This window comes from Pseudoduganella sp. GCM10020061, assembly GCF_042683405.1.
Classification (GTDB): domain Bacteria; phylum Pseudomonadota; class Gammaproteobacteria; order Burkholderiales; family Burkholderiaceae_D; genus Telluria.
The window spans coordinates 238,249-259,329 of the sequence record NZ_JBHUJS010000003.1; the positions used below are offsets into that span (position 1 = coordinate 238,249).

Below are 21,081 nucleotides of genomic sequence, written 5' to 3' on the forward strand. Positions count from 1 at the left end.
TTGATTTAATGAACACACGACCGATCCTGGCGCTGGCCCTGGCTGTCGCCGCCGCCCCTGCCGCTCTGGCCGCCGACCTGCCCGCACTGGGCAATGTACACGCCGGGCTGAGCGTCGCCCGCCCCGCCATCATTCCGGACGGCGGCTGGTTCACTTCCGCCGAACTGGGCGCGATCAGCACCTCGGGCAATACCACCGGCACCTCGGTCTCGGGCAAGATCGACGCGCGCCAGGAGCTGCCGCACTGGAGCAACGAGTACGTGCTGAGCGGCTTCTTCAAGCAGGACGAGGTGATGGACGAGGAAGGCAACCGCCATCGCCAGACCTCGGCCGAGCGCTACGCCATGTCGGCCAAGACTGCGCTCAAGCTGCTGGGCGAAGGCAAGCGCGCGTTCGCGCTGGCCACGCACGTCAACGACAAGTTCGGCGCCTACACGCGCTACACCACCTTCGCGATCGGACACGGCTCGCAGTGGTACAACACCGACCACAAGACGCTCGACGTGGAGATCGGCCCGGGCTACTTCAATGGCAAGCGCGAAGACGGCGAATCCGAAAGCGGCGTCACCGTGCGCGGCGCGGCGCGCTTCCGCTGGGAGATGAGCGAATCGGCGCTGTTCGCGCAGACCGTAAGCGTGGAGCGCGGCACCTCCAACATGCGCTCGGTGGCCGAAACTTCGCTCAGCACGCGCATCAACAGCACGATGCAGATGAAGGCCGCCTTCAGCGCGCGCAACGACACCAACGTCCCGCCCGAGAAAAAGAACACGGATACGCAGACCTCGCTGACGCTGGTCTACTCGTTCTGATCGGGACTGACGGCCCTAATCCCTGCGCGTGCGGGCGAAACGCGGCAAGTCGTCGCACACATGCAGCCATGGCACGCGGCTCGCATAGAAGGTGTGGTCCTCCGGCGCGGCGATCGCTGGATCATCGAGGCTGCACGTGACGACATCCACGAAGCCGGCTTCGCGCTCGTCCTTGTACGCGATGGGCGTGCCGCATGCGGCGCAGAACGCGCGCAGCACATGCTCGCTCGACCGGAACCACCTGGGCTGCGCGTCAGTAAACTGCAGCCGTTCCTCCGCTACCGTGACCCACGCCACCGCCGGCGCACCGGCCACGCGCCGGCAATCCGCGCAATGGCACATTGTCGCGTGCGTGAGTTCTCCCCTGACCTCATAGCGGACCGCGCCGCAATAGCAGCCTCCTTGCGCCAGCATGGCTTCCTCCTGCCAGGTTCACCAGTCCAAGTAGCTTAGCGCGCTGCGATAACGCGCTGCGCGCGCTTGCGTCAACGCTCGGGCGGCGTCCAGCACATCTGCTCCGCAATCTCGTCGGCGGCAATCACGACGAAGCCAAGGTCGGCATACAGGGCGCGCGCTCCCGCGTTGTCCCTGCGGACGCGCAGCGTCACCGGTATGCCGGTCCCGTCCCCGCGCTCCTGCAGCGCGCGCAGCACGGTGGCCGCGTATCCGCGCCGCCGCGCTTCGGGCGCGATCGAGATATCGACCAGGCGGATCCCCGACGCACTTGTGTCGATCACCGCGCGGCCGACCGCCACGCCATCGCTCTCCAGCACCAGGTATTCGGCATGCGGAAAGTCCGCCGCATAGCCGATCGCCTGCAGCTGCTGCTGGTGGCGGATGATGGCGCGCGCCACCTCGGCAGGCACCGGCAGGTGCAGCAGGTCGGCGCGCGTGGAAGCGTAGAGGCGCGCCAGGAAATCGTCGTCGCTGGCGACGGGTGGACGCGTAGTCAAGGTACCGAAGCAAGTGCTCATGTCGGATCGCCAGGTCGTTTTCGCAATCCACATTCTACCGCCCCGAAAATGGGGTCTGTCCCCATTTTCGAAATGGGGACAGACCCCATTTTTTAGCAGGTGCCGGCGCCTTTGCTGGCGGGGAGCGCGAGCGCGGCGTACTTGGCGAGCACGCCGCGGGTGTAGCGCGGCGCGGGGCGCTGCCAGTTCGCACGGCGCCGCGCCAGTTCGTCGTCGGGGACGGCAAGTTCGATCAGCAGGCGGTTGGCGTCGATGGTGATGGTGTCGCCCTCTTCCACCAGGGCGATCGGGCCGCCCTCGATGGCTTCCGGCGAGACGTGGCCGACCACCATGCCCCAGGTGCCACCGGAGAAGCGGCCGTCGGTGATCAGGCCGACCGATTCGCCCAGCCCCTTGCCGATCAGGGCGGCGGTGGGCGCGAGCATCTCGGGCATGCCGGGACCGCCGCGCGGGCCGAGGTAGCGCAGCACCAGCACGTCGCCGGCACGGATGCGGTCCGCGAGGATGGCGTCCATGGCGCTGTATTCGTCGTCGAACACGCGCGCCGGTCCGGTGATCGCAGGGTTTTTCAGGCCGGTGATCTTGGCGACGCAGCCCTCGGGCGACAGGTTGCCCTTGAGGATGGCGAGGTGTCCCTGCGTGTACAGCGGCCGATCGAGCGGGAGGATCACGTCCTGGCCGGCCGGCGGCGCGGACGGCACGTGCTCCAGTTCCTGCGCGAGCGTGCGGCCGGTAATGGTGATGCAGTCGCCGTGCAGCAGGCCGGCGTCGAGCAGCAGGCGCAGCACCTGCGGCACGCCGCCCGCGCGGTGCAGGTCGGTGGCGACGTACTGGCCGGAGGGCTTGAGGTTGCAGATCACGGGCACGCGCCGGCGCACGCGCTCGAAGTCGTCAATGGTCCACTCCACCTCCGCCGCGTGGGCGATGGCGAGGTAGTGCAGCACGGCGTTGGTCGAGCCGCCGGTCGCCATGATCAGCGCGACCGCGTTTTCGATCGATGCGCGCGTGACGATATCGCGCGGCTTGAGGTCGCGCTTGACCGCTTCCACCAGCACGCGGGCCGACTCGGCGGCCGAGCCGACCTTTTCGTCGTCCGGATTGGCCATGGTGGACGAGTACATCAGGGCCATGCCAAGCGCCTCGAACGAGGATGCCATGGTGTTGGCCGTGTACATGCCGCCGCACGAGCCGGTCGAGGGGCAGGCGTTGCGCTCGATGCCTTCGAAATCCTCGCGCGTCATGCGGCCGGCGGTGAATTCGCCCACCGCTTCGAATGCGGACACGATGGTGAGCGCCTTGCCCTTCCAGTGCCCCGGTCGGATGGTGCCGCCGTAGACGTAGATCGAGGGGACGTTGGTGCGCAGCATGGCGATCAGGCCGCCGGGCATGTTCTTGTCGCAGCCGCCCACCGCGATCACGCCGTCCATCCACTGGCCGTTGACGCAGGTTTCGATGGCGTCGGCGATCACCTCGCGCGAGATCAGCGAGTACTTCATGCCCTCGGTGCCCATCGACATGCCGTCCGAGATGGTCGGGGTGCCGAACACCTGCGGGTTGGCGCCGGACTCGCGCACTGTGGCCACCGCGATGTCGGCCAGCTTCTGCAGCCCCGAGTTGCATGGGGTGATCGTGGAGTGCGCGTTGGCGATGCCGATCATCGGCTTGTCGAAGTCTTCCTTCTGGTAGCCCATCGCGTAGTACATCGAGCGGTTCGGGCTGCGCGCGACGCCTTCGGTGACGTTGCGCGAGCGGCGGTTGTATTTGGGGGTGTCTGCCATGGCATCGGCTCCTGTTTGGATCAAATCAGGATGCCGCCGGGACGGGGGCATGTCAAATACATCATGCAGGGGGCTGTGATACTCTGCGTGTATCACAGAGGCCGTTTCGAGTCGCAAAAAGTATCACGGCGCACCACGACGCACCAGCAACCCCTACGCAAACATGAGCCCAGACCTGCGCCAGCTCCGCTATTTCGTCACCGTCGCCGAGGAGCTGCACTTCGGCCGCGCCGCCGAGCGCCTGCACATGACGCAGCCGCCGCTGTCGCACGCGATCGCCGCGCTGGAGGAGCTGCTCGGCGTGGCGCTGTTCGTGCGCGACCGCCGCGGCGTGGCGCTGACGGCGCCCGGCGCGGTGCTGCTGCCGGAAGCGCGCCGCCTGCTGGCCGCCGCCGCCGACCTGCCCGCGCTGGCGCGCCGCGCGGCGGAAGGCGAAAAGGGCCGCCTGTCCCTGTCCTTCGTCTCGTCCGCCGACTACAGCATCCTTCCCGATTTCCTGCGCAAGTACCGCGCCCGCTATCCGGAGGTGGAGCTGACGCTGCGCGAGTCGACCTCCGACGTGCAGGTCGACGACCTGCAGCACGGGCGCATCGACTGCGGCATGCTGATCCCTCCCCTGCCCGCGAGCGCGCGGGATGTACTGGACTACCTGCCGCTGCTGTCGGAGCCGCTGATCCTGGCCACGCCGGCCGGCACGCCGGGCGATACGCGGCCGGTGTGGCTGAAGAACGCGCCGCGCCTGCCGCTCATCATCTTCCCGCGCGAGGCCTCGCCGGCGCTGCACGATGCGATCCTGTCGTGCTTTGCGGCGGCGGGCATCACGCCTACCATCGGCCAGCAGGCGCTGCAGATGCAGACCATCGTCAGCCTGGTCTCGAGCGGCATGGGGCTGGCACTGGTGCCGCACTCCGTGTCCAATCTCATGCGCCGCGGCGTAGAATACCGTCCATTGCGCGACCCGGTGCCGCACGTCGAAACCGGGATCAGCTGGCGCCGCGATAACGATTCGCCCGTACTCAAGGGCTTTCTGGACCTGTTAAGGAAGAAAAGATAAATGCTGACCCACCCGATGCCCGATCCCGTTGCCTTCAGCCTCGGACCCGTCGATATCCACTGGTATGGCCTGATGTACGTGATCGCGTTCGCGCTGTTCCTGCTGATGGGACGCCTGCGCCTGCGCCTGCCGCACGTGGCCGCGCAGGGCTGGAAGTTCGAGGACCTGGACGACATGCTGTTCTACGGCGTGCTCGGGGTGATCATCGGCGGGCGCTTGGGCGAAGTGCTGTTCTACCGGCCCGACTACTTCTTTGCCAACCCGCTCCATATCTTCAAGGTGTGGGAAGGCGGCATGTCCTATCACGGCGGCTTTATCGGCGTGCTGGTGGCGATGGCGCTGTGGGCCCGCAAGCGCAAGCGCAACCTGCTCGACGTGCTGGACTTCATTGCGCCGCTGGTGCCGCTGGGGTATGCGGTGGGACGCATCGGTAACTTCATCAATGCGGAACTGCCGGGACGCGTGGCGGATGCTTCGCTGCCATGGGCGATGCGCTGGCCGGACATCTCGTATCCGCTGCATCCGGTGCCGGTGTTCCTGGAGGGGCTGCGCCATCCGTCGCCGCTGTACCAGGCGTTGGTCGACGGGGTGATCGTGTTCGTGATCGTGTGGCTGTATGCGCGCAAGGCGCGGCCACGCCTGGCCGTGGGCGCGCTGTACATGACCCTGTACGGGTGCGCGCGCTTCTTCACCGAGTACTTCCGCACGCCGGACTGGCAGGTCAGCGTGGCCGGCGTGCCGGTGACGTCCGGGCAGATGCTGTCGCTGCCGATGATCGTGCTGGGCATCGCGCTGCTGGTGTGGGCATACCGCCAGCCGAAGCCGGGGCTGCTCGAGCGCAGCCGCATGCACCGCTAGCGGCCGCGCGAAGATCCCCCTGCACGCTACACACCGGCGGACAGTCCCCGCCACGCCATGTACGCGGCGAGCGCGTACAGCAGCATGGCGAAGATGCGCTTGAGCTTCTGCACCGGCATGCGGTGCGCCGCGCGTGCGCCCAGCGGTGCGAACGTCACGCTGGCCAGCGCGATCACGAACAGCGCCGGCAGGTAGATGAAGCCCAGCGAATACGCCGGCAGCCCAGGCTCGTTCCAGCCGTAGGCGATGTTGGCCAGCGTGCCGGATAGCGCAATCGGGAAGCCGAGCGCCGCGCTGGTCGCGACCGCATTGTGGATGCGCACGTTACACCAGCTCATGAACGGCACCGACAGGAAGCCGCCGCCCGCCCCCACGATCCCCGACACGGTGCCGATCACGGCGCCCGCCCCGAACATGCCCGCCTTGCCCGGCAGCTCGCGCGAGGCGTGCGGCTTCTTATTCAGCAGCATCTGCGTGGCCGAGAAGGCGACGAACAGCGCGAACACCAGCGCCAGCAGCTGCGTGTCCATCTGCTTGCCGATCCACGGGCCGATCCACGAGCCCACGACGATCCCCGGCGCCATCAGCGCGACCACCCGCCACAGCACGGCGCCGTGCGCGTGGTGCGCGCGCACCGACGACAACGAAGTGAAGGCGATGGTCGCCAGCGCGGTGGCGATCGCCATGTGCACCACCACTTCGGGCGGGAAGCCGCGCGCGGTGAAGATCATCGTGATGAACGGGACCAGCACCATGCCGCCGCCGATGCCCAGCAACCCCGCCGCGAAGCCGCCCGCGCTGCCCATCGCCAGCAGCGCCAGGATCAGCATCCAGTCCATCAGGAAGCGGCTTTCGCGCGTTTGAGGATGGCCTTCCATTCGCCCGCGGTGACGGGCGAAATCGACAGGCGCGAGCCTTTGCGCAGCAGTTCCATGCCTTCCAGCTCCGGCATGGTGCGCAGCTCGGTCAGCGGGATGAAGCCGATCTCCTTCGTCGCGCGCACGTCGATCGAGATCCAGCGCGGCTGTTCTTGCGTCGCTTTCGGGTCGAAGTACTTGTTCCTGCTGTCGAACTGGGTCGCGTCGGGATACGGGCCGCTGGCGACTTCCGCGATGCCGGCGATGCCGGGGACGGCGCAGCTGGAGTGGTAGAACAGCACGCCGTCGCCGGGCTGCATGGCGTCGCGCATGAAGTTGCGGGCCTGATAGTTACGCACGCCGTACCACGAAGTCGTCTGGTCCGGCGACGCCAGCACGTCCTCGAAACTCACATCGTCCGGTTCGGACTTCATCAGCCAGTAGCGCATCGGCGTTCTCGTGTATCTGGAAAAGCCCACAGTGTAACCGCCACCAAAAAATGGGGACAGACCAAAAAATGGGGACAGACCCCATTTCGCATTGTCGAAATGGGGTCTGTCCCCATTTTTTAGTCCCCATTTTTTGGCCCCCATTTTTTGGGCGAAAAAAAACGGTTGCTAGTCATAGCAACCGTTTCCGAATAGTGCCCCGCCTGTGCCGTTAAGCCGGCATCCCGAACCTATGAGGCTCAAGGTGGTCGCAGTTAGTCCAGTTTCGGGTTCATCGGGCTAGCGACGCTCACGCCCACCGAACAAATTTCCGCGACCTATGCTGAAGAATGGTTCAAGGAATATATGGCTAATCCCGAACACCGCAGGGTAGACCGAATCTTACTCCCTCCGCGCTGCAACATCAAACAGTTTCGCCCGTCAGAACAAAGTTTCTTGCGGCGTCAGCGCGGCGTCCAACGCGGTGTGCATCGCCTGCAGTTTTTGCTTGACTTCGAGGATCGATGTCTCGGCAAACGGGCCTTCCGGCGACTTCACCGACAGGAATTCGGCCGCGATCGAGAGCGCGGCCATGACGGCGATGCGGTCGTTGCCCTTGACCTTGCCCGAGTCGCGCAACGCGGTCATTTTGCTGTCCAAATAGTTGACCGCTTCCTGCAGCGTGTTCTCCTCGCCGGCCTTGCACGCCAGGCGGTAGGGCTGGCCCATGATGGTCACGTCGAGCTGGATCATGATGCGGTTTCCTCGTCGCCGGCAGGGATCGCCGCGAGCAGCGCTTCGACGCGCTGCTGGGCCTGGCCCAGGCGTTCCATATAAGTGGTGTTTTCGTTGGCGAGCAGTTCGTTGGACTGGCGCAGCTGGCCGATCTCGTTGCCCAGCGCGACATTGGCCTGGCGCAGTTGCGCGTTCTCGCGGCGCAGCGACAAAGTCAACTCGGCGAGGCGGTCGATCTTGTCGGATAAATCTTTGAATTCGGAAATCATCCTGAACTATAGAACCCGGTAGGAAATGGAGTCAAGCCGTAAAGACGGGCCAGGCGCTTATTGCTTTCGGTGCGGCAGGTTTTTCTCCCAGATCGCCCACAGGATCAGGCCATACGACAGCAGGCGGATCAGGTAGTGATAGGGAGAGTCTTCGCGTCCACCGATGTCCCAGTAGAACCAGGCCCGGTGCGCCGCCTCGACAAAGAAGGACAGCGAAAAATACAGGAAAAATCGGTCGCGCGTGGTGCTCCAGAAGCGCAGGAAGAACAGCCCGATGAGGGCCGACCCCATGCAAATCGCGCCGGAAATGAACTGGTTCATGCGCTTACTCCTTCTCGTAGATCAGGCCGTACAACAGCAGCAGCAGCGACACCAGCGCGGCCACCAGGCGCGGCGTCGACAGATCGACGTGGTGGAACACCAGCTTGTCGCACACCAGCAGGATGTTGTTGACAGTCAGGCCGATGAAGCACCAGCCGCTCCACAGCAGCAGGCGGTGCCCGGTGCGGTGGTAGCTGGCCAGCAGCAGCCAGGCGCAGGCCAGCGAGGTGAGCGTACACAATGTATAGATGAGGTGTGCCATGTCAGGGCTTCTTTCGCAGGTTGAACGCGTCCGCAAACTGGTGCGCTTTGCGTTCGACTGTGGAATGAATGAGATTGGTCATGGCGACCAGGTTCTGCGAGTACGCGCGCGCCACGTTGTCGATGGTATCGGCCATCAAGGTCGATTCCGGCGCATAGCGGTAGGTGTCGTCGTCGCAGTGCAGCATGGCGGATGCGCACAGGTCGGCCAGCAGTTTCTCGGCCGCCTTGTCGCTGATGTACAGCCGCTCTGCCACCCTGGCGGACGGCCACTCTCCCGGCGTCGCGCGCAATAGCAGCAGCGCTTCCAGGTGCGGCACCGAAGGGATGCTCGTCAGCACGAAGCGGCGTACGTCGTCAGGGATGATATCTGGAACCATCAAGATGCCGGCCCGCCGATGCGGCATGCCGGTTGGACCGTTTTACAAAGAAGCGGGGATTATATGCCAAGAAAAAAATTGACCTCGCGAATTCTATTAAAAGTACGACAACACGGCGATGCCACAGCCTGTCCATGCCGGCGATACCCCCGCCTGGCTCCCCGGCAGAAGTCCTCCATACCACGGTTTCGCCCCGGCTGTTTGATCCGCACCGCACATTGATGTCTTGAAAAGCCTGAGGGTCGTCCCTATAATTAGCACTCGCTAAGGGAGAGTGCTAACAAGCACCCCCGACATAACGAATACGAAACACCATCAACCCACTGTTAGAACAAGGAGTCTTGTATGAACCTTCGCCCGTTGCACGATCGCGTGATCGTCAAGCGCCTGGACCAGGAAACCAAAACCGCATCCGGCCTGATCATCCCGGACGCAGCCGCCGAGAAGCCAGACCAGGGCCAGGTGCTGGCCGTCGGTAACGGCAAAGTCCTCGAAGACGGCAAAGTGCGTCCGCTGGAAGTCAAAGTCGGCGACCGCGTACTGTTCGGCAAATACTCGGGCCAGTCGGTCAAGGTGGATGGCGAAGAGCTGCTGGTGATGCGCGAAGAAGACATCATGGCAGTCGTCAACCAGTAATCGAACGCCACTCCCCTACAACACGAATTTACGGAGCATAAAAACATGGCAGCTAAAGATGTAGTGTTCGGCGACGCAGCGCGCCACAAGATGGTCGAAGGCGTGAACATCCTGGCCAACGCGGTCAAGGTCACCCTGGGTCCTAAGGGCCGCAACGTGGTGCTGGAGCGCTCGTTCGGTTCCCCAACCGTCACCAAGGACGGCGTGTCGGTCGCGAAAGAGATCGAACTCAAGGACAAGCTCATGAACATGGGCGCGCAGATGGTCAAGGAAGTCGCATCCAAGACCTCCGACAACGCCGGCGACGGCACCACCACCGCGACCGTGCTGGCACAAGCCATCGTCCGCGAAGGCATGAAGTACGTTGCCGCAGGCATGAACCCGATGGACCTGAAGCGCGGCATCGACAAGGCAGTCGCTGCCACCGTCGAACAACTGCGCACCATCGCCAAGCCATGCACCACGTCGAAGGAAATCGCCCAGGTTGGCGCGATCTCCGCGAACTCGGACGTGTCGATCGGCGAGCGCATCGCTGAAGCGATGGACAAGGTCGGCAAGGAAGGCGTCATCACCGTGGAAGACGGCAAGTCGCTGAACGACGAGCTGGAAATCGTGGAAGGCATGCAGTTCGACCGCGGCTACCTGTCCCCGTACTTCATCAACAACCCGGAGAAGCAAGTCGCGATCCTGGAAAACCCGTTCATCCTGCTGTTCGACAAGAAGATCGCCAACATCCGCGACCTGCTGCCAGTGCTGGAGCAAGTGGCCAAGGCCGGCCGTCCGCTGCTGATCATCGCCGAAGACATCGAAGGCGAAGCGCTGGCGACCCTGGTGGTCAACAACATCCGCGGCATCCTGAAGACCTGCGCAGTCAAGGCGCCAGGCTTCGGCGACCGTCGCAAGGCCATGCTGGAGGACATCGCTGTCCTGACCGGCGGCCAGGTGATCGCTGAAGAAGTCGGCCTGACGCTGGAAAAGGCAACCCTGCAGGAACTGGGCCAGGCCAAGCGCGTCGAGATCGGCAAGGAAAACACCATCATCATCGACGGCGCAGGCGCGGCTGAATCGATCGAAGCGCGCGTCAAGCAGGTGCGTGCACAGATCGAAGAGTCGACCTCCGACTACGACCGCGAGAAGCTGCAGGAACGCGTGGCCAAGCTGGCCGGCGGCGTTGCAGTGATCAAGGTTGGCGCGGCTACCGAAGTCGAGATGAAAGAGAAGAAGGCACGTGTCGAAGACGCACTGCACGCAACCCGCGCAGCTGTGGAAGAAGGCATCGTTCCTGGCGGCGGCGTGGCACTGCTGCGCGCCCGCGCGACCCTCGACATCAAGGGCGACAACGTCGACCAGGAAGCCGGCATCAAGATCGTGCTGCGCGCGATGGAAGAGCCGCTGCGCATGATCGTGCAGAACGCCGGCGAAGAGCCATCGGTGGTGGTTGCAGCTGTCCTGGCAGGTTCGGGCAACTACGGCTACAACGCATCGAACGGCACCTACGGCGACATGGTCGAAATGGGCGTGCTGGATCCAGCCAAGGTCACCCGCTCGGCACTGCAGAACGCAGCGTCGATCGCAGGCCTGATGCTGACCACCGAGTGCATGGTGTCCGAGTCGGCTGAAGAGAAGCCAGCCGGCGGCGGCATGGGCGGCATGGGTGGCATGGGCGGCATGGGCGGCATGGACGGCATGATGTAATGCAGTCCGGGGATTGTCCCTTCCAGGGATAGTCCCCAGCGCTTGGCAAAAAGGGCAGCTACGGCTGCCCTTTTTCATTTGGCAGCCGGATCAACGTAGCGTGATCTTGCCAGATCGCATATAATTCATATACGAAACGTATATGGAGCATAGTGTGGGAATTGTAAACATCGACGATGAGCTGCACGACCAGCTCCGCAAAGCCAGCGCGGTCTCCTGCCGCTCGATCAACGCGCAAGCCGCCTTCTGGATCAAGGTCGGCATGATGTGCGAAATGAATCCCACCCTAAGCTTCAACGAGATCGTTGCAGCGGAATTGCGCACGGCCGGCGTCACCACGCATGCGCTGAGGATCGCGACGACATGATCAAGCGCCCTGAAGAAATCGCACTGATGGCCGCAGCGGGCAAGTTATTGGCCAGCGTGTTTGCCCACCTGGATCAGCTGGACCTGGCCGGCATGACCACCATGCAGGTCAATGACCTGGTCGACCGATTCATCGTGGACGAGCTGCATTCGCGCCCAGCCAGCAAAGGGCAGTACGGCTACGCTTACGCGCTGAACGCATCGCGCAACAACGTGGTCTGCCACGGCGTCCCCTCCCCCGAGGATGTCTTGCAGAGCGGGGATATCGTGAACTTCGATATCACGCTGGAGAAGGACGGCTACATCGCGGACTCCAGCAAGACCTACCTCGTGGGCGACGTCTCGACGCTGGCCAGACGCCTGGTGCAGGTGACGTATGAAGCGATGTGGAAGGGGATCAAGGCGGTCCGCCCAGGGGCACGGCTCGGCGATGTCGGCCACGCGATCGAGCAGCACGCGAACCGGCACGGCTATACGGTGGTCAGGGATTACTGCGGGCACGGCATCGGGCGCGAAATGCACGAGCTGCCGCAGGTGCTCCATTGGGGGAAGCCGCGCACCGGCTTGGTGCTACGCGAAGGGATGGTGTTCACCATCGAACCCATGATCAACCAGGGCGACGACGAAGTCGATACGCTGGACGATGGCTGGACGGTCGTCACGTGCGACGGAAAACTGTCCGCGCAGTTCGAGCACACCGTCGCGGTTACTGCGAACGGCGTGCGTGTGCTGACCCTACGGCCCGGCGAAAAACCGCTGAACTGACGTGCAGGGGAGTGCCCGCATCGGGAACACTCCCCGCGCGTTCAAGCGGCTTTGGCCTGCAGGGTTGGATAGTCGATGTAGCCGGCAGGACCCGGCGTATAGAAGGTCTTCGGGTTCGGAGCATTCAGCTCCGCATCCATCGCGAGGCGGTCGACCAGGTCAGGGTTCGCGATGAACGGACGGCCGAACGCCACCGCATCCGCCCTGCCCGATTCCACCGTGTCGAGCGCCATCTCGCGCGTGTAGCCATTGTTGGCGATGTAGGCGCCGCGGAACGCCTTGCGCGCCCACGCGAAATCGAAGCCCGGCACATCGCGCGCGCCACCGGTCGCGCCTTCGACAAAGTGGATGAAGGCGATGCCGCGCTTGTCGAGTTGCTCGACCAGGTGGCCGAACACGGCTTGCGGATCGCTGTCGCTGATCGCGTTCGATGGCGTCACCGGCGACAGGCGAATGCCAACGCGGCCCGCGCCGATCTCCGCTGCCACCGCATCGACCACTTCCAGCGCGAAGCGCACGCGGTTCTCCACCGGGCCGCCGTATTCGTCGGTGCGCTTGTTCGCGCCGTCGCGCAGGAACTGGTCCACCAGATAGCCGTTCGCACCGTGGATCTCCACGCCGTCGAAGCCCGCGCGGATCGCGTTCGCTGCGCCACGGCGGTACTGGTCCACCACTTCCCTGATCTCGTCCACCGTCAGTTCATGCGGCACCGGCAGGTCCACCTTGCCCTCGTGGGTGTATGCGAAAGTCGCCGCAGCCACTGCGGAAGGAGCGACCGGCTGCGCGCCGCCGGTGAGCAGCGGGTGGCTCACGCGTCCCACGTGCCAGATCTGCGCGATGATCTTGCCGCCCTCTTCGTGCACCGCTTGCGTGATCTTCTTCCAGCCTTCCACCTGTTCGTCCGAATAGATGCCGGGCGTCGCCATGTAGCCTTTGCCGACCGGCGAAACCTGCGTGCCTTCGCTGATGATCAGGCCCGCGCCGCTGCGCTGGCGGTAGTACTCGATGTTCATCTCGCTGCCGGGGATGTCGCCTGCCGCTTCGTCGGCGCGGCTGCGCGTGAGCGGCGCCATGAAGATGCGGTTGGAGACTTCGATATCGCCGATGCGGCCAGGCTGGAAGAGTGCGGGTGCTGTCATATGCTGTCCTAATAGTGCCGGGTTTGAAGAAAGCGGCCACCATGCAGACCGCCAAAGAACTAGGTTCCTAGCTATATAGGAGCGATGGCGAACTTATCAATACCCTCTTTCGTTTTTTTTTGCGCCACCGCCTGCAACGCCGTGGGTCCGCCGACCCCGCCCCAGAAACTGCTTGACCTGATTATTGCGCAAGTGCTACTGTACTACGCGTAATAGTACAGTGAGACAGAAAGCAGTACAGTCACCAACGATGAGCACACGCACCCCCTTGATGCTGGAAATCGCCACCGGCGACCCGCGCCCGATCAACCGCCAGATCGTGGACGGCGTGCGCCGCCACATCGCCAGCGGCGAGCTCGCGGTCGGCGCGGCCCTGCCCAGCGTGCGCGGCCTCGCGCTGCAGCTGTCGATCAACCCGAACACGGTCGCCAAGGCGTATTCCGAGCTGACCGCCGAAGGCTGGCTCGAATCGCGCCCCGGCCTGGGCGTGTTCGTCGCGCCGCCGCGCCAGCGCCTGTCCGACGAAGAGCGCGAACGCCGCCTGGACGACGCGATCCAGCGCTTCGTCAGCGACGTGATCGGCCTCGACTACCCCGCTGCGGCCATCGCCGCGCGGCTTGAGAAAGAACTCGAACAATTACGGAGGACCCAGGCATGACAGACCATGCGATCGACACGGACGACCTGTCCCTGCACTACGGCCGCAAGAGCGCGCTGAACCACCTGACACTGCGCCTGGCGCGCGGCGGCATCCACGCAGTGGTCGGCGCCAACGGCGCCGGCAAGTCCTCGCTGTTCCGCGTGCTGCTCGGCTTCGAGACGCAAAGCGCTGGTACCGCGCGCGTGCTGGGCTGCGACAGCCGCGCCCTCACTCCGGCCATGCGCGCCCGCATCGGCTTCGTCAACGAGGAACACACGCTGCCCGTATGGCTGCGCGTGGACGAAGTGGCGGCCATGCAGCGCCGCCAGTACGAGCGCTGGAACGAGGACCGCTACGTGTCGGTGGTCCAGAACTTCAACGTGCTGCCGGACCAGAAGATCGCAGAACTCTCGCGCGGCGAACGCGCAGGCGTCAACCTGGCGATGGCGCTGGCGCAAAGCCCCGAGCTGCTGATCCTCGACGAGCCCACCCTCGGCCTGGACGTGGTGGCCAAGCGCGCCTTCCTGGAAGCGCTGTCGCAGACCAGCTTCGACGACGGCTCCACCGTGGTGTACTGCTCGCATCACATGGAAGAAGTCGAGCGCCTCGCCGACAACCTGGTGATCCTGGAGCGCGGCACGCTGCGCCACATGTCCTCGCCGTTCGAGTTCTGCGAACGCGTGACGATGTGGGTGGCCGAATTCCCGTTCAGGGACCCGGACCTGAAGCAGCTGCCCGGCGTGCTGGAAAGCCGCCGCATCGAAGGCCTGACGCACCTGATGGTGTTCGACCAGGACGCCAGCTTCGGCGAACGGCTCAAGCAGCTCGGCGCACGCTCCGCCCAATCGATGCCGGTCGGCCTCGACCGCGCCGTCAACGGCTTCCTCGCCCGCGGACACATTTCCACCGCGCGCGCAGCCTGAAAGGAATCAAGATGAAAGAACTGTTCTTCAGCGAGCTGCGGCGCTTCCGCACCATCGGCCTGATCGCCGCGCTTGTGCACCTGATGGCGATCGTATTCCTCAACCAGCTACTCGACTTGCCGCAGCAGGGCCGCAACGTCCATGTGGTCGTTGCCGTGTTCTACATGCTGTCCGCGCTCGGCTTTTCGATGTACCAGTTCGGTTCCTACCGCACGCCCGGCCGCTGGACCTGGCTCATGCACCGCCCGCTTGCGCCGCGCCGGATTTTCGCTGCGATCGTTGGCGCCTCGTTCGCGCTGGTGCTCCTCATCGTCGCGGTTCCGCTCCTGCTGGTGCTCGGCGCGACCGACCTGATGGGCGAGCGCGTCGTGGACGTGCGCCACTACCTCGCGGTAGCGCACATTGCCCTGCTCTGCCTGGCCAGCGGACTGGCCGGGGGCTACGTCATCCTGAACCACCGCCGCAGCGCCGCGGTAATCCTGGTGCTGCCGATCCTGGCGTTCTTCCGCCTCGGCTCGGCCGTCGACATGCTGGCGCCGGCGCTGCTGTGCGTCGCGCTGCTGGCCTACATCCTGTCCGGCGTGTTCAAGCCGAACCATCACGCGCCGCCGGAATCCGCGCCGCACATCGCCGCGGCGGCCCTGCCCCTGTTGGCCGGCTTCTACATCGTCGCGCTGTGGGGCGGCTCGACCGTGTACCAGTGGGGCCAGATGCTGGCGGGCGTCCATCCGCTCGGCGCCAACAGTGCGCCGGCAGGCGGCTACGCCGAAGCGAGCCGCATGACCGCGCCCGAGCGCCTGCGCGCCGGCCTCGCCGCAGCCAACACCGCCGAATCGCGCGCGCTGTCCGCACAGGTCGGAATGGCGACCGCCTATGCGCCGGATGTGGACCAATACCCGGTGCGCCACCAGGCCAGCAACGCCGGCCCGATGCTGTGGCCGGACGCATCGAGCCGGATCATCTGGTCCTTCTCGCATGACGACATGCGCTACAGCGGACGCGACATGCTGACCCGCCGGCCGGCCGGACATTTCGGCGCGGGCGGCAGGAACTCGGCCGAGCGCTTCACCGAAGTGCCGGCGGACGCCCACGGCTACCTGCTGACGCCGCACACGCTCTACCGCGTGACCGGCGGCGCCAACCCGCTGGAAAGGACGTTCGGGACGCGCGGCGCGGAACAGATCGTGATGGCGCCGGACGACGTGCAGAATGCCCGCGCGGCAGTGCCGCCGCGCTACCGCTACGTGCTCACCAATGCACGCCTGGTCGCGCTGGACAAGCAGACCAATGCCGAGCAGTTCTCCATCATCCTGCCGGACGCCTACTCCAACCTTGGCGCCGTGGACGTGGCCGAACTTGCGGACGGCAGCCTGGTATCGATCCTGTTCGGGAGAAAAATGAACAAGGGCAGCGGCGAGGCCAACCAGCATGTGATGTTCGTGCCGATGGCGGGCGCGGTCCGCGAGGTGGCGCGCCGCCCTTTGCAGCACGACTTCGGCGTGCTGTTCGAGCATAAGGATTTCTGGCTGTCGCCCGTCCTGGGCGCAGTGATCGACGCGCCGGACGCGCTGATCGCCGACGGCACGATTCCCGACGTGGTCGCGTCGCCGCCTGAACGCAGCGCCACGGTATGGACGGCGGCACTGGCGGCCGCGCTGCTCTCGGCCCTTGCCAGCGCCGCATGGCTGGCGCGCACCGACGCGCCGCCCCGGCGCAAGCTTGGGTGGATCGCCGCCGCGCTGCTGCTTGGCCTGCCCGCGCTGCTGACGCTGATGGCGCTGCAACCGCGCACCCGCCGCGTCGCGCCCGCAGCCTGGCCCGCCCCCGCCCCCGCCACTTAAGCATCCCGCAACCCGTCGTCCCAGCGCCAAAGGGGCACTTGGCTGGGACCCATACGCCTACGCCGCGCGCGTACTGGCAACGCACGTCCGTACAAAAGCAGCTCCAAAGGAGAACACCCATGCGTACCACGATCATCCTAACCCTGCTCGCCTGTGCCCTCGTCCCGGCCGGCGCGCTGGCCGAACCGGCGCTGGCGCGACAGGCAGCCGCCAACGCCGCCCTTCCCGCCGCGACCATGCTGAGTCCCGCGGACCTTAGCGCCAGGGCCCGCCTGCGCCACGTGCGCATCGCCCCGCAAGGACACCTGACCGCATTCGTGGAACAGGACGGCGCCACGCTCAACATCAAGCTGCTCGACCACGCCACCGGCCAGCGCCGCCAGCTGCTCGCGCTGCAAGGCGCCGTGGCGGAGGTCAACTGGGCGCGCGACGGCGAGGTACTGTTCGTCGATACCGGCGCATCGCTCACCTCGGTTTCGCTCAAGGATGGCGCGACGGTGGAGGCGGCGAAGTTCGAGCGCAAGCTGCGCCAGGGTTTCGTGGCCATCGACCAGAGCCGCCCGCACCACGCGCTGGTGGAAGAGAACGACAGCGACAGCAAGGACTACCGCGTAGTGCGTGTCGGGCCGGGCGGCGCGCGCGAAGTGCTGTACCAGGGCCGCAAGATCGACCAGTTGGTGGTGGGCGCCGACGCGAAGGCGAGCTTCATCCGCTTCACCGACGACAAGGGCGCGCGCGTGATCTCGCAGCGCCGCGCCGGCGAATGGGCCGAAGTCGCGCGCTGCTCGCCAAAGCAGGAGGACTGCGCCATCGCGGGCGCATTGGCGGACGGCAAGCTGCTGCGCATGCTGGATGGCGACGACCGCCTCACGCTGATCGAAGTCGATACCGCCACCGGCAAGCGCCGCACGCTCGTCGACGAGACCGGGAATATCGGCGACATCCGCAGCGTGGTCGAGATGCCCTCCACGCGCGAGCCGGTGCTGGCCGTGTACGCTGCCCCGACGCGCCACATAAAGGGCCTGACCGCGCAGGGCGTGCGCGCCGCCGCCGATATCGCGGCGCGCTTCACCGAGAACAACGTCACCGTACAGCCTTCGCTCGGCAAGACCTGGCTGGTCGAGGAAAGCGGGCCACGCCAGCCGCACGCGCGCTACTGGCTGTACGACACCGCCAGGCGCGGGTTCACCGAAATCCTGGCCGAGGAACGCGCCGCCGGCAAACCGCTGGCGCCCGAACGGCTGGCGCGCACCTTCCCGCTGTCCTACCGCGCCTCCGATGGCGCCACCGTGTACGGCTACGTCACCATCCCCGCCGGCAAGCCTGCGTCCTCGCTGCCGCTGCTGACGATGGTGCATGGCGGACCGTGGGGCCGCTTCGACTACGGCTTCCACACGCTCACGCAGACCATCGCCAACCGCGGCGTCGCCGTGTTCCAGCCGAACTTCCGTTCCTCGACAGGACACGGCGAGCGCTACATGAGCGCGCCGAAGTCAGATTTCGGCAACGGCCGCGTGCAGGCCGACATCATCGAAGGCGTGCAATACCTGCTCGCCAACGGGATCGGAGACAGCCGCCGCCTCGGCATCATGGGCGACTCGTTCGGCGGCTATTCGACCCTGCTCGCGCTGACCCACAACCCGGACATGTTCCAGTTCGGGATGGCGCTGTCGCCGCCGCCGGAGTTCTCGTCCGTCCTCAGGACGGTGGCAGGCATGATGCCGAAAGAAGCGCAGCGCCTCGTCAACGTGGGCCTCGACCTCAACGACGAACGCGCGATGGCCGCCATCGCCGCATCGTCGCCCGCCGCCAATCCGGCCCGCCTGGCCCGTCCCCTGCTGATCATCGCCGGCGGCAAGGACCCGTTGGTGCCGGTCGCGGACGTGAACGCCTACGTCGCCAGGCTGCAGGCCGAAGGTAAGGCGGTCAGCTACCTGCTCGACCCGGACGAAGGCCACATCCCGCGCAAGCCGGTGGTGCGCCAGGCCTACGCCTACCTGCTGGAGTCGCTGCTGCACCGCTACCTCGGCGCCGACGCGCCGGCCGCGCCATCGGCGGAACTGGCGGCCTACCTGGCCAGCAGCGCCATGCGGCACAACGGCGCGCTGCGCTGAGGCTGTGTTGCCCGGCACCGGTCTTTGGTTTAGTATGATCCGACCAACATTCAAGGGATGGGCCGGCATGAAGAAATGGGGAAAACATAATGCGATCGCAGCGGTGGTGCTCGGCGCGGCGGTCGTATTCGGCGTCCTCGCAACCAAGCGGACGGCGGAAGACACCACGCCGCCCGCGGCCGGCGCCGCAGTCGACCAGCGCGCGGTGAACGCCGTGCTTGCCCTGCCCGAGATCAAGTCGTGGGCTGCTGAAATCGAGCAGCGTTCGGGCGGCCGCGTGCGCGGCGCCGTCATCGGCGGCGATGCCGAGCCGAAGACCGTCGACGGCATCACCTACCACGCCTACAGCTTCATGGAGAACGACCCCGAGCAGGCGCGCCGGCTGCAGGGCTTCTATGTGACGCAGGACGGCTCGCGCATCCTGGTCGAGGACGCGCTCAGCGGCGACCTCATCTCGCTCGAGGAATGGCGCGCAGCGAACGCCAGGTGATGGACTCAGGGGACTGATCCCGCAGGGGACCGTCGCCCGAGTTTTTACTGTGCGCTGCCAGCCCGTTTACAGCTTGCCGAACCAGGCGCCGTAAGGCGGCAGCGTCACGCGCCCGGCAGACGCGCTGCCCGGCAGGCCGTGACCCTGCATCGCGGCGGCGCCTGCAGTCTCCGCCCAATCGAAGCTCACTTCACGGTTCGACAGGTTGAAGGCCGCCAGTACCGCCGGCTCGCCCTCGAGCGTGCGGCGCAGCGCCAGCACCGGCTCCGGCGCGTCGAAGAAGGAGATATCCCCGCGCGTCAGCTGCGGCACGCCCTTGCGCCACGCGATTACGCGGCGCGCGAAGTTGAGCGGAGAGTCTTCGAGCGGTTCCTGCACCGACACCGCCGCGACGCGGTGCGGCTCGGCCACCGGCAGCCACGGCTTGCCGGTCGTGAAACCGGCATTCGGCTGCTCGTCGGTCCACGGCATCGGCGTGCGGCAGCCATCGCGGCCCTTGAACTCCGGCCAGAACGTGATCCCGTACGGGTCCTGCAGCAGTTCGTACGGCACGTCCGCTTCGGTCAGCGCCAGCTCGTCGCCCTGGTACAGGCATGGGGTGCCCTTGAGCGAAAGCTGCATCGCCAGCGCCAGCTTGCCCAGCGCGACCGGCGGATTGTCGCCGCCCCAGCGCGTCATCACGCGGATCGCATCGTGGTTGCCGACTGACCAGGAAGCCCAGCCGCCCTTCACGCGCGCTTCGAATTCTTCCACCTGCTTGCGGATGTAGGCGGCAGTGAACACGGGCGTGAGCAGGTTGAAGCTGTAGGCGATGTGCAGCTTGTCGCCGCCCGCGGTGTAGTCGGCCATCACGGCCAGCGAATCGTCCGCGCCCACCTCGCCGATCGCGATCGCGCCGTACTCGTCCAGCAGCGAGCGGATGCGCTTGAGGTACTCGATGTTCTCGGGCTGCGTCTTGTCGTAGATGTGCTGCTGCATGCCGTACGGGTTCACGTCCGTCACGGTCGCGGTATCGCGCTTGGTGGCGGCGGGATTGCTGCGCAGCTGGCGGTCGTGGAAGTGGAAATTGCACGCATCCATGCGCACGCCGTCGACGCCGCGTTCGAGCCAGAAGCGCATCGCATCCAGGTGCGCCTGCTGCACTTCCGGATTGTGGAAGTTCATGTCCGGCTGGCTGGTGAGGAAGTTGTGCAGGTAGTACTGCTTGCGGCGCGCGTCGAACTGCCACGACGATCCGCCGAACACGGACAGCCAGTTGTTGGGCGGGTTACCGTCCGGGAGCGGGTCGGCCCACACGTACCAGTCGGCCTTCGGGTTGTCGCGGCTCTTGCGGCTCTCGACGAACCATTCGTGCTGGTCGGACGAGTGCGACGGCACCTGGTCGATCATGATCTTCAGGCCCAGCGAATGCGCCTTCGCGATCAGCGCGTCGAAGTCGGCCAGGGTGCCGAACAGCGGATCGACATCGCAGTAGTCCGACACGTCGTAGCCGAAATCCTTCATCGGCGACTTGAAGAACGGCGAGATCCACACGATGTCCACGCCCAGCGATGCGATGTAGTCGAGCTTGCGCGTGATGCCCGGCAGGTCGCCGACGCCATCGCCGTTCGTATCGAGGTAGCTGCGCGGGTAAACCTGGTAGATGACGGCTTCGCGCCACCATGGATTTTGTTGGGAGTTCATGGTACTGTCCGGTTGATATGTGTAGATAATATACAGGAGCGCCAGGTTTTCGACAATCGACGAAG

Annotated in this window: 24 protein-coding genes and 1 other RNA gene; 12 read left to right on the top strand and 13 right to left on the bottom strand. The window is 65.6% G+C overall.

Annotated features, from left to right (window positions below):
* Positions 1-8: 8 nt before the first annotated feature.
* The gene (locus tag ACFSQR_RS08540) at positions 9-809 is read left to right on the top strand and encodes a YdiY family protein (RefSeq protein WP_377729282.1); all 801 of its coding nucleotides are present in this window, start codon (positions 9-11) and stop codon (positions 807-809) included.
* A gap of 15 nt (positions 810-824) precedes the next feature.
* Here ACFSQR_RS08540 and ACFSQR_RS08545 read toward each other — a convergent pair whose 3' ends face one another.
* The 3 genes from ACFSQR_RS08545 to ilvD all read right to left on the bottom strand — a co-directional run bounded on the left by ACFSQR_RS08545 (position 825) and on the right by ilvD (position 3,561).
* A complete protein-coding gene (locus ACFSQR_RS08545) occupies positions 825-1,223 on the bottom strand; it encodes a GFA family protein (protein WP_377729284.1) in 399 nt (132 codons plus the stop codon).
* A gap of 71 nt (positions 1,224-1,294) precedes the next feature.
* A complete protein-coding gene (locus ACFSQR_RS08550) occupies positions 1,295-1,783 on the bottom strand; it encodes a GNAT family N-acetyltransferase (protein WP_377729285.1) in 489 nt (162 codons plus the stop codon).
* 92 nt (positions 1,784-1,875) lie between these two features.
* Complete coding sequence (gene ilvD, locus ACFSQR_RS08555; RefSeq protein WP_377729286.1) at positions 1,876-3,561, bottom strand: dihydroxy-acid dehydratase; 1,686 nt, start codon at positions 3,559-3,561, stop codon at positions 1,876-1,878.
* Between the two features lie 163 nt (positions 3,562-3,724).
* On the opposite strand from ilvD, the gene ACFSQR_RS08560 reads away from it, so the two are divergent.
* On the top strand, positions 3,725-4,615 hold the full coding sequence (locus ACFSQR_RS08560) for a LysR family transcriptional regulator (protein WP_377729287.1): 891 nt from the start codon (positions 3,725-3,727) through the stop codon (positions 4,613-4,615).
* Positions 4,616-5,473: a prolipoprotein diacylglyceryl transferase gene (gene lgt / locus ACFSQR_RS08565; protein ID WP_377729289.1), complete on the top strand. Its 858-nt coding sequence runs from the start codon at positions 4,616-4,618 to the stop codon at positions 5,471-5,473.
* Between the two features lie 26 nt (positions 5,474-5,499).
* Here lgt and ACFSQR_RS08570 read toward each other — a convergent pair whose 3' ends face one another.
* The 8 genes from ACFSQR_RS08570 to ACFSQR_RS08605 form a co-directional block, all read right to left on the bottom strand.
* On the bottom strand, positions 5,500-6,312 hold the full coding sequence (locus tag ACFSQR_RS08570; RefSeq protein WP_377729951.1) for a sulfite exporter TauE/SafE family protein: 813 nt from the start codon (positions 6,310-6,312) through the stop codon (positions 5,500-5,502).
* Positions 6,312-6,779, bottom strand: coding sequence for an EVE domain-containing protein (locus ACFSQR_RS08575; protein WP_377729291.1), 468 nt, complete (start codon positions 6,777-6,779; stop codon positions 6,312-6,314). The genes ACFSQR_RS08570 and ACFSQR_RS08575 overlap by 1 nt, the downstream gene beginning before the upstream one ends.
* Positions 6,780-6,971: 192 nt before the next feature.
* A non-coding RNA gene (ssrS, locus tag ACFSQR_RS08580) (6S RNA) lies at positions 6,972-7,153 on the bottom strand.
* 46 nt (positions 7,154-7,199) lie between these two features.
* Positions 7,200-7,511, bottom strand: a complete 312-nt coding sequence (locus tag ACFSQR_RS08585) for a cell division protein ZapA (RefSeq protein ID WP_377729293.1) — start codon at positions 7,509-7,511, stop codon at positions 7,200-7,202.
* Positions 7,508-7,762, bottom strand: coding sequence for a hypothetical protein (locus ACFSQR_RS08590; RefSeq protein ID WP_377729295.1), 255 nt, complete (start codon positions 7,760-7,762; stop codon positions 7,508-7,510). Before ACFSQR_RS08590 ends, ACFSQR_RS08585 begins: the two co-directional genes overlap by 4 nt.
* A gap of 57 nt (positions 7,763-7,819) precedes the next feature.
* The gene (locus ACFSQR_RS08595) at positions 7,820-8,083 is read right to left on the bottom strand and encodes a DUF5985 family protein (protein WP_377729296.1); all 264 of its coding nucleotides are present in this window, start codon (positions 8,081-8,083) and stop codon (positions 7,820-7,822) included.
* Positions 8,084-8,087: 4 nt separating this feature from the next.
* Positions 8,088-8,345, bottom strand: coding sequence for a DUF5985 family protein (locus ACFSQR_RS08600; RefSeq protein ID WP_377729298.1), 258 nt, complete (start codon positions 8,343-8,345; stop codon positions 8,088-8,090).
* Between the two features lies 1 nt (position 8,346).
* Positions 8,347-8,724, bottom strand: coding sequence for a hypothetical protein (locus ACFSQR_RS08605; protein WP_377729299.1), 378 nt, complete (start codon positions 8,722-8,724; stop codon positions 8,347-8,349).
* A 345-nt stretch (positions 8,725-9,069) separates the two neighbouring features.
* Between ACFSQR_RS08605 and groES the strand changes: the two genes are divergently transcribed.
* From groES to map, 4 genes are all read left to right on the top strand, one after another.
* Positions 9,070-9,360 (top strand): co-chaperone GroES, encoded by a 291-nt coding sequence (gene groES / locus ACFSQR_RS08610; RefSeq protein WP_377729300.1) that lies wholly within the window; start codon positions 9,070-9,072, stop codon positions 9,358-9,360.
* A gap of 45 nt (positions 9,361-9,405) precedes the next feature.
* Positions 9,406-11,055, top strand: coding sequence for a chaperonin GroEL (groL, locus tag ACFSQR_RS08615; RefSeq protein WP_377729302.1), 1,650 nt, complete (start codon positions 9,406-9,408; stop codon positions 11,053-11,055).
* Between the two features lie 154 nt (positions 11,056-11,209).
* Positions 11,210-11,422 carry a ParD-like family protein gene (locus tag ACFSQR_RS08620; protein WP_377729303.1) on the top strand — a complete coding sequence of 71 codons (213 nt, stop codon included), beginning with the start codon at positions 11,210-11,212 and terminating at the stop codon, positions 11,420-11,422.
* Positions 11,419-12,186 (top strand): type I methionyl aminopeptidase, encoded by a 768-nt coding sequence (gene map / locus ACFSQR_RS08625; RefSeq protein WP_377729305.1) that lies wholly within the window; start codon positions 11,419-11,421, stop codon positions 12,184-12,186. Before ACFSQR_RS08620 ends, map begins: the two co-directional genes overlap by 4 nt.
* 41 nt (positions 12,187-12,227) lie before the next feature.
* On the opposite strand, the gene ACFSQR_RS08630 is transcribed toward map, so the two are convergent.
* Entirely contained in the window at positions 12,228-13,325 is a 1,098-nt protein-coding gene (locus ACFSQR_RS08630; RefSeq protein ID WP_377729307.1) for an alkene reductase, read from the bottom strand.
* 250 nt (positions 13,326-13,575) lie between these two features.
* Between ACFSQR_RS08630 and ACFSQR_RS08635 the strand changes: the two genes are divergently transcribed.
* From ACFSQR_RS08635 to ACFSQR_RS08655, 5 genes are all read left to right on the top strand, one after another.
* Positions 13,576-13,983, top strand: coding sequence for a GntR family transcriptional regulator (locus ACFSQR_RS08635; RefSeq protein WP_377729309.1), 408 nt, complete (start codon positions 13,576-13,578; stop codon positions 13,981-13,983).
* Positions 13,980-14,888, top strand: a complete 909-nt coding sequence (locus ACFSQR_RS08640) for an ABC transporter ATP-binding protein (protein ID WP_377729311.1) — start codon at positions 13,980-13,982, stop codon at positions 14,886-14,888. Before ACFSQR_RS08635 ends, ACFSQR_RS08640 begins: the two co-directional genes overlap by 4 nt.
* A gap of 11 nt (positions 14,889-14,899) precedes the next feature.
* A complete protein-coding gene (locus ACFSQR_RS08645) occupies positions 14,900-16,729 on the top strand; it encodes a hypothetical protein (RefSeq protein ID WP_377729313.1) in 1,830 nt (609 codons plus the stop codon).
* Positions 16,730-16,848: 119 nt separating this feature from the next.
* Positions 16,849-18,843 carry an alpha/beta hydrolase family protein gene (locus tag ACFSQR_RS08650; RefSeq protein WP_377729315.1) on the top strand — a complete coding sequence of 665 codons (1,995 nt, stop codon included), beginning with the start codon at positions 16,849-16,851 and terminating at the stop codon, positions 18,841-18,843.
* Positions 18,844-18,877: 34 nt separating this feature from the next.
* Positions 18,878-19,333, top strand: a complete 456-nt coding sequence (locus ACFSQR_RS08655; protein ID WP_377729317.1) for a hypothetical protein — start codon at positions 18,878-18,880, stop codon at positions 19,331-19,333.
* Positions 19,334-19,399: 66 nt separating this feature from the next.
* Here ACFSQR_RS08655 and ACFSQR_RS08660 read toward each other — a convergent pair whose 3' ends face one another.
* Positions 19,400-21,016 carry an alpha-glucosidase family protein gene (locus ACFSQR_RS08660; RefSeq protein ID WP_377729318.1) on the bottom strand — a complete coding sequence of 539 codons (1,617 nt, stop codon included), beginning with the start codon at positions 21,014-21,016 and terminating at the stop codon, positions 19,400-19,402.
* Positions 21,017-21,081: the final 65 nt, after the last annotated feature.